The organism is Shinella sp. OV683, assembly GCF_057787725.1.
In genome coordinates, this window is the sequence record NZ_CM173543.1 from 1,832,258 (window position 1) to 1,846,156 (window position 13,899).

A 13,899-nucleotide genomic window follows, 5' to 3' on the forward strand; every position below is an offset into this window, starting at 1 on the left:
GCGGGGAGAAGGTGGCCCGAAGGGTCGGATGAGGGGGCTGCTTGCACCGATATCGACTGCCGACCCCCTCATCTCCTCGCTTTGCTCGGCACTTCTCCCCGCTGGGGAGAAGAGGGAGCAAGCCGTAGCCGCCGGTTTTCGACGTTCGATGCTCGCAGTAGACGGCGGTGTTCGTAATGGCTAACCCCAGCAAACAATCCACCGCCCGCTGGAGCCTGATCCTTTTCGTCCTGCCGGCGCTGTTGATCTACCTGGCTTTCGCCGTCCTGCCACTAATCGCATCAATCGTGATGAGTTTCTTCGATACGAGCGGGCCGGGGAGTGTGTTCGTAGGCTTCGCGAACTACGTTTATCTCTTTACCCATCCGGTCACATCAGCCCGTTTCTGGAACGCGCTGCTCAACAATTTCGAGTATTTCGCCATCCATCTGATCGTCGAAGTGCCGATCGGCCTATTGATGGCTGGTCTGCTGACCTCGGGCCTGCTGAAGCGCTCCGAAGGCGTTTACCGAACGCTGCTGTTCATTCCCGCGACCTTGTCTGTGGTGATTGTCGGCTTCATCTGGCGACTGATCATCAATCCGCTGTGGGGGCTGGTCGATTTTCCGCTGCTCGGCAATGAGATGACGGCACTACCGACGATTTCGCTGATGTCGGTCTGGCAATATGTCGGCATTCCGATGGTGTTTCTCTACAGCGCATTGATCTCTGTGCCGGAGGATATCGTCGAGGCGGCAAGGCTTGATGGTGCCGGTAACTGGCGGATCTTCTGGGGTATCAAGTTTCCGCTGATCGCACCGCAATTCGGGCTGATCGTCATCCTCACCTATATCTGGACGTTCAACGGCTTCGACCTGATCTTCGCGCTCAACGGATCGGCACCCGGCCCGAACTACAGCACCGATATCCTGGGCACATTCTTCTATCGCACGTTCTTCGGTTCGAGCGGGCAGGTGGCCGACCTCGACCTTGGCGCGACCGTGGCGACGGTGATCTTCATGCTCATCCTTGCCGTTACCGCAGTGTATTTCTGGCTGGTTCTCCGCCGCCTGAAGCAAGTGGAGATCTGAGCCATGACCGCAACCCCATCCCAAACCCGCAAGCGCAAATCGGCCTGGTCGACCGACCGGATCGTCGTGCATGCTCTGTTGATTTTCTTCGTGGCTCTGGCGCTCGGGCCGATCTCGATCGTCATTCTGAATTCGTTCAAGACGACACCCGGTATCTTCCTCGGACCGTTCGATCTGCCGAATGCCAAGACCTTCAGCATCGACGGCTATTTCCGTGTGTTCACACGCGGCAATATCGTCGGCAACTACACCAACAGCCTCATCGTCACAGTGACGACGATTGTGCTGACGGTGGTCACCTCGGCGCTCGCCGCGTTTGCGCTGGTTGAGTACAGGGTGCGGCTGGCGCCGGTGCTGGCCGGGCTGTTCGTGCTCGGCATCATGCTGCCGATCCGGCTGGGCACGGTACCGATCCTCGAGATCATGATCGCCTGGCATCTGGTCGATACGCTGACGTCGCTCATCCTCGTCTACACCGCGATGAGCATACCCATCGCCGTGACGCTGATGGTGGCTTATTTCCGCACCGTGCCAACCGAGCTCAAGGAGGCGGCACGCATGGACGGGGCGGGGGAATTTCGAACCTTCCTGATCGCCGTGCCGATCGTCAAGCCGGGCCTCGCTGCGGTCGCCACGCTGACCATGCTGCCGGTGTGGAACGATCTCTGGTTCCCACTGATCCTGGCGCCCAGCAAGCAGAACCAGACTGTGACGCTGGGCGTGCAGCAATTCGTCGGCCAGTTCATGAACGACTATCCCGCGCTGCTGGCGGCGCTGACGCTCGGCATCGTGCCGCTAGTCGTTCTCTACGTGATCTTCTCGCGCCAGTTCATTCGCGGCCTCAGCCAGGGTGTCGGCAAGTGAGAATGCCAGTCCTTTCTATTCGATGGAGTGCCCCATGGCCGATTTGAAAATCAGCAATCTCTTCAAGCGATACGGCGCGGTCGAAGTGCTGAAGAACATCAATCTCGAGATCAAGTCGGGCGAATTCGTCGCCTTTGTCGGCCCGTCGGGCTGCGGCAAGTCCACCCTGCTGCGCTGCATTTCCGGGCTTGAGGACATCACCGAAGGCACGCTGGAAATCGGCGGCGTCGATGTCACTGATGTAGGGCCGTCGAACCGCGGCATTGCCATGGTCTTCCAGTCTTATGCGCTCTATCCGCACATGACCGTTTACGACAATATGGCCTATTCGCTGAAGCTGCAGAAGATACCCAAGGACAAGATCAGGGAGATGGTGACGGCGGCGGCAGACAAGCTGCAGCTGACGCCCTATCTCAAGCGCCATCCGCGCGCCTTGTCCGGTGGTCAGCGGCAGCGCGTGGCGATCGGCCGGGCGATCGTCCGCAACCCGAAGGTCTTCCTGTTCGACGAGCCGCTTTCCAATCTCGATGCCGCCTTGCGCGTGCAGATGCGCATGGAGATCGCACAGCTCAACAAGAACCTCGATGACACCGCCATGGTCTACGTCACCCACGACCAGGTCGAGGCGATGACCATGGCCGACCGTATCGTCGTTTTGCGCGATGGGGTCGTCCAGCAGGTCGGCACGCCGATGGAGCTCTACGAGACGCCGCAGACGTTGTTTGTCGCGCAGTTCATCGGCTCTCCGGAAATGAACTTCATGACCGGCAGGAATGCAGAGGGCTACAAGGCGGCGACCGTTGGCGTGCGGCCGGAGCATCTGGTGGTGGAGCCTTCCGGTGGCGTCTGGTCGGGCAAGGTGGTGCATTCGGAAAATCTGGGACCGGATTCCTACATCTACATCGACATGGATGCCGGCAAGCCGATCATCATCCGCCAGAGCGGCAAGTCGTTTCATCGCGCCGGCGAGGTGCTGGGCTTTTCGCCTCTGGGCGACAACTACCATCTCTTCGATGCCGGGGGCATGCCTGTCGCTCATTGATGGCAACTTGACACTCAGCATTGCCGCAAGCAGTTTTCCGGGATGGACATGCAATTCCATTCGGGAGGTTGGCTTGCAGATCGATTTGGCAGGAAAAGTGCTGCTGGTGACCGGCAGCACGCAGGGGCTCGGTTCCGTCATTGCCGAGCGCACAGCGGAATGCGGTGTCGAGGCGATTGCCATCTGTGGGCGAAATGCCGCCGCCGGGCAGGCGATGCAAGCCAAACTTGCGGCACACGGTTGCCGGGTTCTCTACATCCCTGCCGATCTTTGCGACGCTGATACACCTGGTAAGATCGTGGCAGGAACAATAGAGGCATTCGGCCGGATCGACCTGTTGGTCAACGCCGCAGCCTCGACCGATCGGGCATCGCTGCTCGACGGTACGAGCGACGACTGGGAGCGGTTGTTTTCGGTCAATGCGCGAGCGCCGTTCTTCCTGATGCAAGGCGTGATCAGCGACATGCTGGCCCGCAGGGCACCGGGCGCCATCGTCAATATCCTGTCGACCAATTCTCATTGTGGCACACCTGATCTCGCCATCTATTCCGCCACCAAGGGCGCGCTCGCGACATTGACTCGCAATGCAGCCAACGCCCATCTTTCCGAGAGCATACGTGTCAACGGCATCAATATGGGCTGGACGGCGACGCCGAACGAAAACCGCATGCAGGGGGAGACGCTGGGCAAGGGCGCCGGCTGGGAACGGGATGTTGCCGCCGGCCTGCCACTCAAGCGGTTGCTGACGATGGACGAGGTGGCGCACCTGACGCTTTTCCTACTCAGCGATCTCTCAGGACTGTTGACCGGCGCTTTGATCGACCTTGAACAGGCCGTTCCGGGCGCGCCCAATGTCGGCCGCTACAGCTAAACGTTGTTGCCAGATATTAGGTCAAAAAGGCAGCGACGCCAGATAGATACTCCGAGATTTCAGTCTGGATGCGACCGAGATACTTAAAAAACGGTTGTTTAGCAAAACCTAAAATTGACTTTTATTGGGACGACTCGCCCCTCTCATTGCAATTTTCACGCGATTTCTTTATCAGTTAATAAAATACTGCTGTGACGAGCGGCGGGTAATTCATTGCATCAATAAACCTTCAGAAAAAATTCTCGGGATGGAGAACGCATATGGCGGTCAATGGGCAGCTTTGGTATTTATCGCAGGGCAGCAATGCTGACGCCCGGCTCGCATTCATAAACAGCGACAAAACCGGCGCCACGACGCTACTGCAAAACGACGGCGCCCTGCCGGAACCGCTCGGCGGTGCTTTTCCGCAGGACATCGCAATCGATTCAGCTGCCGGGCTTTATTACATTCTGAACAATGGCGGCAACGGCGACACCGCCACCCTGCTGATGGGGCATATCGGCAGTTCCGCCGCGCCGACCGTCATTCAAACCTTCCCGGCTGACGATCTCGTCAACGCGATTTTGATCGACCCGACCACCAACCGTCTTTATGTCAGCTATACCGACGTTGATCTGAACAACAGTCTCCAGGGCGTCATCCAGTTCAACTACAATCCGACCACCGGTGCCGCGGTGCCCATGAATGGTACCATCAACAACAGCTTCATCGTTACCCAGGCGACGGCCAATATCCAATCGAGCGTGGCCAGCGGCGTCGACGTGATGGCGCCGCGCGATTTCGATCTGGATCTGTCAACCAACACGCTTTATTTCACCCAGCTCACTCTCGGGGATGGATTTGAATCCAACCTGATCTGGAAGATCGATCTCGACAATCCCACCGCGGCGGCCACACCGGTGCTGCAGCAATCGCAATTTGCGTTGGATGGCAACGGCTCTGACTTTGTCACCGCCAATGGTTTCATCATCGACGTGGAAGTCGATTCCAGCCACGGCCTGGTCTACTTCACGACGCAGGAGGAGGAGCCGGGCGGCGGCAATACGGCGCAAAACGCGATCTGGTATATCAGCACCTCGGCCAATGGCAGCACGGCTGCGACCAAGGTCACGCTGAGCGGCGTCAACACCGCAAATTTCTATCCCGGCGACATGCAGCTCGACGAAGTCAATCGCATCCTCTACGTCGAATCCGAGCAGGGCGTGGACAGTAGCGGCAGCGATGATGCAATCCTGGTTTTCCAGCTCAATGGCGCCGGCACGTCAGCGACGCTGATCGACACCATCTCTCCGACATTCACGGAGAACTACACCAATCTGAGCGGCATGATCTTTGACAGTCTCGCCTCTCTCAGCCTTTCGGCGAGCAGTGCGCATGCGGTCGAACAGACCAATTACACGCTACTGATTGCCGATCCCACCATCACAGATGTCGATGGCAATCATCTGGCCAGCGCCACCGTCAAGACCAGCGGAAGCTTTGCCGGCAGCGGCGACCAGCTTTCGGTGGCAGGCGTCACCAGCGGCACGATCAGCGGCACCAACATCGTCGTGTCGATCAGCACCGATGGCAGCGGCAACCAGACGATGACGCTGACGGGTTATGATACCATCGCCCATTACGAGCAGGTGCTCGGCGATATCCGTTTCGTTGCCAACAGCAACAACCCCACCAACTCCGGCAGCAATACCACGCGCACGATCACCTGGCAGGTCAATGATGGCGCTTCCGGCAATCCGGTCGGCCAGAACACCGGCCAGAACACGATCACCATCGACACCGTCAACGACGCGCCAGTGATGGCCGGCGACCTTGGTGCGACTGTGCTTGAAGGCGGCAGCTATACGCTGACATCGTCCGATATCAACTATAGCGATCCGGACGACACCTCGAGCGGCGTTACCTTCACCGTTTCGAACCTCAGCCACGGCACGTTGACGGTCAACGGCGTTTCTCAGACAAGCTTTACCTACAGCCAGCTGATTGGCGGTCTCGTCGTCTTCACCCATGACGGAGGCGAGACGTCATCTGCCTCGTTCAGTATTTCGGTGGAGGATGGCAATGAGGACAATTCTACTCCGAGCAATTCGACGTTCAGCTTGGCGGTGACCGCCGTCAACGACGCGCCGGTCCTGACGGGTGACCTTGCAGCGAGCATGAACAACGGCGCGTCCTACGTCCTGACGACCACCGATCTCAATTTCACCGACATCGACGATACCGCAAGCGGCGTCACCTTCACCGTGACGAACCTGACAAACGGTACCGTGTGGGTGAATGGGGTTGCTGCCAACAGCTTTACAGGCCAGCAGCTGGCCAGCGGCCTGGTGAGTTTTCATCACGATGGCACCAGCACTCTGGCCGCATCGTTCAAGGTATCGGTCGAAGACGGTAATGAAGACAGCTCGACGCCGACGCAATCAACCTTCAACTTCACGGTAGGCCCGGCAAATCTGCCTCCCACGCTGACGGGCGACCTCAGCGCGACCGTGGTGGAAGGCGGCAGCTATACGCTGACGACGACCGACATCGGTTACACCGATGCAGATGACACCTCCACGGGTGTCACTTTCACAGTCTCCAGCCTCAGCCACGGCACGGTGCTGGTCAATGGTTCGGCGGCGACCACCTTTACCTATGCGCAGCTCCAGAGCGGTGTCGTGACATTCGAGCAGAATGGCGATGAGACGGGCACGGCGTCCTTCAGCGTATCTGTAGAGGATGGAAACGAGGACAATTCGACACCGACGCCGTCGACCTTCAATTTCACCGTCACCGCGGTCAATGATGCGCCGGTGCTGACGGGCGATCTTGCCGCGACGATCAGCGAAGGCGGGGCCTATCAGCTGACATCTGCCGATCTCGGATACACGGATGCTGACGATATCGCCGCCGACGTGACATTTACCGTGTCGAACATCAGCGGCGTGACGATGACCGTCAACGGCGTTGCAGCCACCAGCTTCACCGGCCAGCAGCTCGCCGACGGCCTGGTCTCCTTCCAGCACGATGGCGGCGAGACGACGACGGCGTCCTTCAAGGTGTCGGTTGAAGACGGCAATGAAGACAGTTCCACGCCAACGCAATCCACCTTCAATTTCACCGTCAGCGCGGTCAACGATGCCCCGGTACTCACCGGCGATCTGACGGCCACCCTTGCGGAAGGCGGCAGCTATACGTTGACATCGAGCGATCTCGGTTACACCGATGTCGACGACATCGCGACCGGCGTCACCTTCACGATCTCCAATGCGACCTATGTCACCGTGTTGGTGAATGGCGTTGCCGCAACCAGCTTTACCGGTCAGCAATTGACGGACGGGCTCGTGGTGATCCAGCACAATGGCTCGGAAACCACGTCGGCGTCGTTCGACGTTTCCGTCGATGACGGCAACGAGGATGCCTCCACGCCGACGTCATCGACATTCAACCTGACGGTCACCCCGGTCAACGATGCGCCCGTGGTCAACGGAGATCTGGCTGGCACAGTGCTGGAAGGCGGCAGCTATACGCTGACGACGACGGACCTCAATTTCTCCGATACGGACGATACTTCCAGTGGCGTGACGTTTACGGTTTCAAACCTCAGCCACGGTACGCTGCTGGTCAACGGTGCAGCCGCTACAACTTTCACCTATGCTCAGCTCACGGGTGGGCTGGTAACGTTCACCCATGATGGCGGCGAAACAACGGCTGCGTCCTTCGATGTGTCCGTCGAGGACGGCAACGAAGATGCGTCCACGCCCGTCGCCTCGACCTTCAATCTGACTGTAACGCCTGTCAACGATGCGCCGGTGCTGACCGGCGATCTTGCCGCCGTCATCATCGAAGGCGGCAGCTACGAGCTGACATCGAGCGATCTCGGTTTTACCGACCCGGATGACATCGCCAGTGGGGTGACCTTCACCATTTCGAACCTCAGCGGCTTGACTATGACCGTCAATGGCGTTGCCGCCACCACCTTTACCGGACAGCAGCTGATAGACGGCCTGGTTTCCGTTCAGCATGATGGCAGCGATACCGGGACAGGTTCATTCGATGTGTCCGTCGACGACGGCATTGAGGATGGTTCAACACCGAGCTCATCGACCTTCAATTTCACTGTCAACGCCATCAACGATGCGCCGGTGCTGACGGGCGATCTCGCGGCCACTGTTGCGGAGGGGGGCACCTACACCCTGACGTCGGCCGATCTCGGCTTTACCGATGCCGACGACACCGCTAGCGGCGTGATATTCACGGTTTCCGATCTCAGCGGTATCACGCTCAAGGTCGATGGCGTGATGGCCACCAGCTTCACCGGCCTGCAGCTCGCCAATGGGTTGGTTTCGGTGCTGCATGATGGCTCGGAGGCTTCTGCCGCTTCCTTCAAGGTATCCGTCGAAGACGGCAATGAAGACAACTCGACGCCGAGTGAATCGACTTTCAACTTCACGGTCACGCCGGTCAACGATGCTCCGATCGTCGCTGGCGATCTCACCGCAACCATGCTCGAAGGCGACACTTATCAGTTGACCACGACCGATCTGAATTTCACCGACGCGGACGACACTTCGATCGGCGTGATATTCACGATCTCCAATCTCAGCCACGGTAGCTTGCAGGTCAGTGGCGTTGCGGCTGGCAGTTTCACCTTTGCGGAGTTGCAGGGCGGCTTGGTCACATTCGTCCATGATGCCGGAGAAGCCGCGACCGCCTCGTTCGAGGTGGCTGTCGAGGACGGCGACGAAGACGGCTCGACGCCCACGCCATCGACCTTCAATTTCACGATCACGCCCGTCAACGACGCGCCCGTGCTGGGTGGCGATCTCGCTGCGACGATCGGCAACGGTCAAAACTACGCGCTGACATCGTCCGATCTCAGCTATACCGATCCGGACGACGATCCGAGCGACGTGACGTTCACCATTTCGAACCTGGCCAATGGCAAGGTGCTGGTGAATGGCGTCATTGCCACCAGCTTTACCGGCCAACAGCTGACGGATGGATTGGTCACTTTCAAACACGATGGTTCGCAAACCACCATCGGCTCATTCGACGTGGTGGTTGAAGACGGCAATGAAGATAGCTCCACGCCGACACCGTCGACGTTCAATTTCAGCGTCACCGAGATCAACGATGCGCCGACGGCGATCTCGTTCAGCCATGTGACAAATACGATCGCTGAAAACACCAACACCAACTCGCAGATCAAGCTCGCCGACATCGGCGTTACCGACGACAATCTCGGTACCAACGAGCTCAGCCTGTCGGGCGAGGATGCCAAATATTTCCGCATCGTCGGCGACACTCTCTATCTCAAGCAGGACGTCGATCTCGATTACGAGGACAAGAAGACCTACAACGTCACAGTCGAAGTCAACGACCCGACGATCAATGGCAATCATCCCGAACTTACCAAGAACTTCCAGCTGAGGCTTACAGACATCAATGAAGCGCCGGAGATGAAGCTGGCAAACCAGGTGAAATCACTTGCCGAATCTGCATCGACCTCGAGCGATCGCCGGGTTGCGGATATCGTCATCTCTGACGACGCTCTCGGGAAGGACGAGCTCAGCCTGTCGGGTGCGGATGCCAAATATTTCAAGATTTCCGGTGATGGCCTCTATCTCAGACGCGGCGTCGATCTCGACTACGAAGACAAGAAGACGTACTCCGTTTCAGTCGAGTTGAACGATCCTTCGATCAATGGCAACCAGCCGGAGGTGACGAAGAATTTCCAGCTGAAGGTGACGGATGTCAACGAAGCGCCCAAGCTGCAGCTGATACAGGTGCTCAAATCACTTCCGGAGAATACCGTTCTCGGCGCAGATCGCAAGGTTGCCGATATTGTCGTTACCGATGACAGCCTGGGGACAAATAAGCTCTACCTCGCGGGCGACGACGCCTGGTACTTTCGCATTTCCGGCGGCGCACTCTATTTGAGAGCCGGCGTTTCACTCGATTTTGAAACCAACCGCCACCTCGATGTCAAAGTGCGGGTGGATGACAAGTCAATCGGCAACAGTTTCGAGGATTCGGAAAGCCTCCGCTTCAATGTTCACGATGTGAATGACGGTTTCGACTTCCCCGGAAGAGCAAAATCTGCGGCTCATTACGAAATTGATACTCACGCTGAGGGGCACGCGCCATCGGCGCTGGGCGGCTCATTTGGGGAGTCCGACTACCTGCTTTAGCAGGAGTCCGACTACCTGCCTTAGCCACCCACGAGGTCAGCGGTATTTCGATCTGGCTCTGGCCGCATCGATCAGCGAGCGGATTTCCGCTGCTGCGGCTGCGTCGGTGGCGTAGCCTTCGCTCGGGACGGTGCCGGGATCTTCCTCGCCGTCCTGAAACAGCGCGTCGCTTTCAAGTTCGTCGAACAAAGGTTTGTATTTCTCGTCATTGACGAGAAGGGAAAGCAGCGAGATCAAAATCCCCCGATAGGCGTTGAGCTTGCCTTCCATCGCTTCCGGAGTCATGGCCGTTTCCTCCCTTGTTGCTTCAGCGAGATATCGGATCGGTGGGCCGACTTGTCGACGATCGCAGGAGCAGCGAGTTGGCAACGCGCGAGCATGTCAGCCCGCGCTGCGCATCAACCTGCGCTTCGAAGCCGCGGAGCGGCGGCTTCCGGGATTTCGCGCTCGGCGTTTCCGACCTCTTCGGTGATCACCTCGAAATGCGTCAGCAGGCTCGGGCCGAAGCTGGTCGACAGTGCTACATCGGTGGCATCGCGCCCGGTTGCCATGAGTATGCGGCCAATGCGGGGAGTGTTGTGCCGGGCGTCGACGGTGTGCCAGCGGCCGCTGAGATAGACCTCGAACCATGCGTTGAAATCCATTGGCGCCGGATCGGGGGGCACGCCGATATCGCCGAGATAGCCGGTGCAATAGCGGGCAGGGATATTCATGCAGCGGCACAGCGTGATCGCGAGATGGGCAAAGTCGCGGCAGACGCCGGTGCCATCGGTGTAGCCGCCATGTGCGGTGCGGGTCGCATCCGCTTTCAGGTAGTCGAAGGCGATGTGGTCATGGACAAAATCGAGGATCGCCTGCACACGCGCCCAGCCCAGCGGTGTTTGGGAGAAGGTCGTCCAGGCGAAATCGCCCATGCGGTCGGTCTCGCAATAGCGACTGCCGAGCAGAAAGGGCAACACTTCATCCGGCAGGTCCTGGATCGCATGCTGCACGGCATCCTCCGGAACGGGATCGGGCAGGCCGCTGTCATAGATCTCGAACTCGGTGGAGATCGTCGTCAGGCCCGCGGGTGCCAGGATGCGATTGCAGGCGTTGCCGAAACTGTCGACATATTCCCAGCAGTCGATCGGCGGATCGAAGGTCAGGACTTGCTCGGTGAGCAGATCGATGCGGCGGGAAGGGTGGATGTTGAGGACCAGAAGCATCGGTGTCGGCTGGGTGCATTCATAGCCAAGGCGAAAGCCGGCGCGTATCTTCATCAGTGGTTCTTCCCGTCAGTACTACGATGCTTCCCTAACGCCTCGGGCCGCATTGGGTTCCAGTCGCCGCTGGGGCAAATCCGGCTGCTGGGTCACCACATTGACCTGCACATCCATGTCGGTGCAGTCTTCGAGTTCGCCGTCGAAGCTGCCATAGAGCGGGATTGCCTGGCTCGCCAAACGCGCTACGCCGACGCGGATCAGGTCACGGTTGCCGACAATGCCGTTGGTCGGGTCGAACTCGACCCAACCGGCACCGGGCAGATAGACCTGGCACCAGGCGTGCGTCGAACCGCCGCCACGCGTCGTCGAACCGTCGCGTTCCGGCACATAGATGTAGCCGGTGACGAAACGGGCGGCTAGGCCGAGCGTTCGCGCCGCTTCCATCATCAACACGGCGAAATCGCGACAGGTGCCCTGGCGTTTCGACAAGGTTTCCAGCGGCGTTTGCGTTCCCCGCTCAATGCGCTTCGAGTAGATGAAGCTCTCGCGGATCGCATAGCACAAGGTCATCAGCAGGTGGCCGGTGTCCGTCGGCTTTCCGAGCTTCAGGAACCGTCGCGTCCAATGACCGAGATCATCATTGATGTCGGGGTAGTGGCGCGTCCAGAGCGGCTCGAGGTCCGGTGCCTCGTCGGGATCGTAGGCGAAGGGATAGGTGCGCGCCGCGTCGTTGATTTCGAAATCGAGCGGAGCGATCGTGCTGTGATCGAGCCTGATATTGGTCTCGAACCGCAGATGGTTCGAAGGCGCCCCAAAGGTGACGATGGCGACGCAGTTGCCGAATACATCGTGGATCCAGCGGATATTTTCCGGCGCAGGCTCCACGTGGAGCGTCGCGCCGAGAAGTGTCTGGTCATAGCTGTCGCGCGGGCGGAACATCAAGCGATGTTCGCCGAATTCGACCGGCCGCCGGTAGCGGTAGTCGGTGATGTGCCGGACGGCATATATCGTCATGTATTTCCTCGGTCCTCCGCCAGCGGGAGGCGAAGATCTATTCCACGGGCTCGTTTCTGGCGCCGGCGCCGCTTCCGCCAGTCGGCCTTGGCCGCTGGTTGGCATTGGTATCGTATTCGACAATCTTGCGGCTCTTGCGGAACTGCTGCATGTCGATCACCACTGAGTCGGCATTGGCGGCCTGTTCGTCCCTGTCTTCGGCTTCCGGATATCGTCCTGGCATCACGCACTCCATTCACGTCTTGCATTCGGTTCGAAGGTACTTCCGGCTAACGGCGGTGCCGCTCGGATAGTTCCATCTTGTTGAATCAAATGCCTGCTTTGTGTTTTTGGGGTGGCGTTCGGCTAATTTAGTTGCATAACTCGCGTGACGAAGATTTTTCTCAAGCGTGAGGTGCGCATGTTTCCACTCGCCCACATGATGAAGGCTTTCATCCGCAAAGGACGTTTGACAGTTATTGACGCCGATGGCAAACGCCATGTTTTCGAGGGCGAACCGGGCCTGCATGTGACGATGCGGCTGACGGACAAGAAGCTCTATAAGAGCCTGGTCTTCAATTCCGAGCTTGCGGCCGGCGAAGCCTATATGAACGGCACGATGCGGTTCGAAGAGGGATCGACGCTCAGGGATTTCCTGCAGCTGTTTTCGACCAACAGGTTGTCGTTGGGTTCATATCCCCTCCAGAAGATATTGCGGGCGATCCGGATGAAATTCCGCAAGAAGCAGCAATCCAATCGCAAGGGCCAGGCGCAGCAGAATGTCGCCCATCACTACGATCTCGGCAATGAATTCTACAAGCTCTTCCTCGACAAGAACATGCTGTATTCCTGCGCCTATTTCCGCGATCCCGCGGAGACGCTGGAGGAGGCGCAACGCAACAAGCTAAGGCTGCTGGCCAGCAAGCTGGGGCTGAGGCCGGGCATGAAAGTGCTGGATATCGGCTGCGGCTGGGGTGATCTGGCGCTTTATCTCGCTGCACTCGAGGATGTTGAAGTGCTGGGCGTCACGCTTTCCAAGGAACAGCAGGCGCTCGCCACAGAGCGCGCCAAGGCTGCGGGCATGGAAGGCCGCGTGCGCTTCGAACTGCGCGATTACCGCGATGTCACCGGGCCGTTCGACCGCATCGTGTCGGTGGGTATGTTCGAGCATGTGGGCGTTCACCACTACGACGAGTTCTTCAAGAAGGTGAATTCGCTGCTGCCGGATGACGGCGTCATGGTGCTGCATTCGATCGGTCACATGAGCCCGCCCGGCATGGCGAGTGCCTGGCTGCGGAAGTACATCTTCCCCGGCGCCTATTCGCCTGCTCTGTCGGAAGTGTTTCCGGTGCTCGAGCAGAACCAGCTGTGGGTCACAGATCTCGAATTCCTGCGGGTGCATTACGCCACGACGCTGAAGCACTGGGGCGAGCGCTTTGATGCCAATCGCGACAAGGTCGTGGCGATGTATGACGAGCGCTTCGCACGGATGTGGGAATTCTACCTGATATCTGCCGAGATGATGTTCCGCACTGGCAGCCAGTTGGTGTTCCACCTGCAACTGTCGCGCAAGCGCGACGCGGCGCCCGTCGTTCGCGACTACATCACCGACACGCAGCGCGCCTATATCGAAAAAGAGAAGGCGCTGAACCTGTTGTTTTGAGATTTATCGCCACCACCG

Annotated in this window: 10 protein-coding genes; 6 read left to right on the forward strand and 4 right to left on the reverse strand. The window is 58.8% G+C overall.

The annotated features are described in order from the left end of the window. Positions 1 to 176: 176 nt before the first annotated feature. From ACXHRN_RS08730 to ACXHRN_RS08750, 5 genes are all read left to right on the forward strand, one after another. Positions 177 to 1,070, forward strand: coding sequence for a carbohydrate ABC transporter permease (locus ACXHRN_RS08730; protein WP_488640927.1), 894 nt, complete (start codon positions 177 to 179; stop codon positions 1,068 to 1,070). Positions 1,071 to 1,073: 3 nt separating this feature from the next. Next, complete coding sequence (locus tag ACXHRN_RS08735; protein ID WP_488640928.1) at positions 1,074 to 1,934, forward strand: carbohydrate ABC transporter permease; 861 nt, start codon at positions 1,074 to 1,076, stop codon at positions 1,932 to 1,934. Positions 1,935 to 1,968: 34 nt separating this feature from the next. Then, positions 1,969 to 2,976 (forward strand): ABC transporter ATP-binding protein, encoded by a 1,008-nt coding sequence (locus tag ACXHRN_RS08740; RefSeq protein WP_488640929.1) that lies wholly within the window; start codon positions 1,969 to 1,971, stop codon positions 2,974 to 2,976. Between the two features lie 73 nt (positions 2,977 to 3,049). After that, the gene (locus ACXHRN_RS08745; protein ID WP_488640930.1) at positions 3,050 to 3,847 is read left to right on the forward strand and encodes an SDR family oxidoreductase; all 798 of its coding nucleotides are present in this window, start codon (positions 3,050 to 3,052) and stop codon (positions 3,845 to 3,847) included. A gap of 260 nt (positions 3,848 to 4,107) precedes the next feature. After that, the gene (locus tag ACXHRN_RS08750; protein WP_488640931.1) at positions 4,108 to 10,023 is read left to right on the forward strand and encodes a beta strand repeat-containing protein; all 5,916 of its coding nucleotides are present in this window, start codon (positions 4,108 to 4,110) and stop codon (positions 10,021 to 10,023) included. 36 nt (positions 10,024 to 10,059) lie between these two features. On the opposite strand, the gene ACXHRN_RS08755 is transcribed toward ACXHRN_RS08750, so the two are convergent. The 4 genes from ACXHRN_RS08755 to ACXHRN_RS08770 all read right to left on the reverse strand — a co-directional run bounded on the left by ACXHRN_RS08755 (position 10,060) and on the right by ACXHRN_RS08770 (position 12,462). Beyond that, positions 10,060 to 10,308 (reverse strand): hypothetical protein, encoded by a 249-nt coding sequence (locus ACXHRN_RS08755; protein WP_488640932.1) that lies wholly within the window; start codon positions 10,306 to 10,308, stop codon positions 10,060 to 10,062. Between the two features lie 113 nt (positions 10,309 to 10,421). Then, positions 10,422 to 11,282: a transglutaminase-like domain-containing protein gene (locus ACXHRN_RS08760; RefSeq protein WP_488640933.1), complete on the reverse strand. Its 861-nt coding sequence runs from the start codon at positions 11,280 to 11,282 to the stop codon at positions 10,422 to 10,424. 21 nt (positions 11,283 to 11,303) lie between these two features. Continuing rightward, positions 11,304 to 12,239, reverse strand: a complete 936-nt coding sequence (locus ACXHRN_RS08765; RefSeq protein ID WP_488640934.1) for a transglutaminase family protein — start codon at positions 12,237 to 12,239, stop codon at positions 11,304 to 11,306. Between the two features lie 37 nt (positions 12,240 to 12,276). Then, positions 12,277 to 12,462, reverse strand: a complete 186-nt coding sequence (locus ACXHRN_RS08770) for a hypothetical protein (protein ID WP_488640935.1) — start codon at positions 12,460 to 12,462, stop codon at positions 12,277 to 12,279. Between the two features lie 177 nt (positions 12,463 to 12,639). On the opposite strand from ACXHRN_RS08770, the gene ACXHRN_RS08775 reads away from it, so the two are divergent. Further along, the gene (locus tag ACXHRN_RS08775) at positions 12,640 to 13,881 is read left to right on the forward strand and encodes a class I SAM-dependent methyltransferase (protein WP_488641865.1); all 1,242 of its coding nucleotides are present in this window, start codon (positions 12,640 to 12,642) and stop codon (positions 13,879 to 13,881) included. Positions 13,882 to 13,899 lie beyond the last annotated feature (18 nt).

Coding starts and splice junctions, on each gene's coding strand:
- ACXHRN_RS08730 (WP_488640927.1), top strand. CDS start 177: ATGGCTAACCCCAGCAAACAATCCACCGCCCGCTGGAGCCTGATCCTT.
- ACXHRN_RS08735 (WP_488640928.1), top strand. CDS start 1,074: ATGACCGCAACCCCATCCCAAACCCGCAAGCGCAAATCGGCCTGGTCG.
- ACXHRN_RS08740 (WP_488640929.1), top strand. CDS start 1,969: ATGGCCGATTTGAAAATCAGCAATCTCTTCAAGCGATACGGCGCGGTC.
- ACXHRN_RS08750 (WP_488640931.1), top strand. CDS start 4,108: ATGGCGGTCAATGGGCAGCTTTGGTATTTATCGCAGGGCAGCAATGCT.
- ACXHRN_RS08755 (WP_488640932.1), bottom strand. CDS start 10,308: ATGACTCCGGAAGCGATGGAAGGCAAGCTCAACGCCTATCGGGGGATT.
- ACXHRN_RS08760 (WP_488640933.1), bottom strand. CDS start 11,282: ATGAAGATACGCGCCGGCTTTCGCCTTGGCTATGAATGCACCCAGCCG.
- ACXHRN_RS08765 (WP_488640934.1), bottom strand. CDS start 12,239: ATGACGATATATGCCGTCCGGCACATCACCGACTACCGCTACCGGCGG.
- ACXHRN_RS08770 (WP_488640935.1), bottom strand. CDS start 12,462: ATGCCAGGACGATATCCGGAAGCCGAAGACAGGGACGAACAGGCCGCC.
- ACXHRN_RS08775 (WP_488641865.1), top strand. CDS start 12,640: ATGTTTCCACTCGCCCACATGATGAAGGCTTTCATCCGCAAAGGACGT.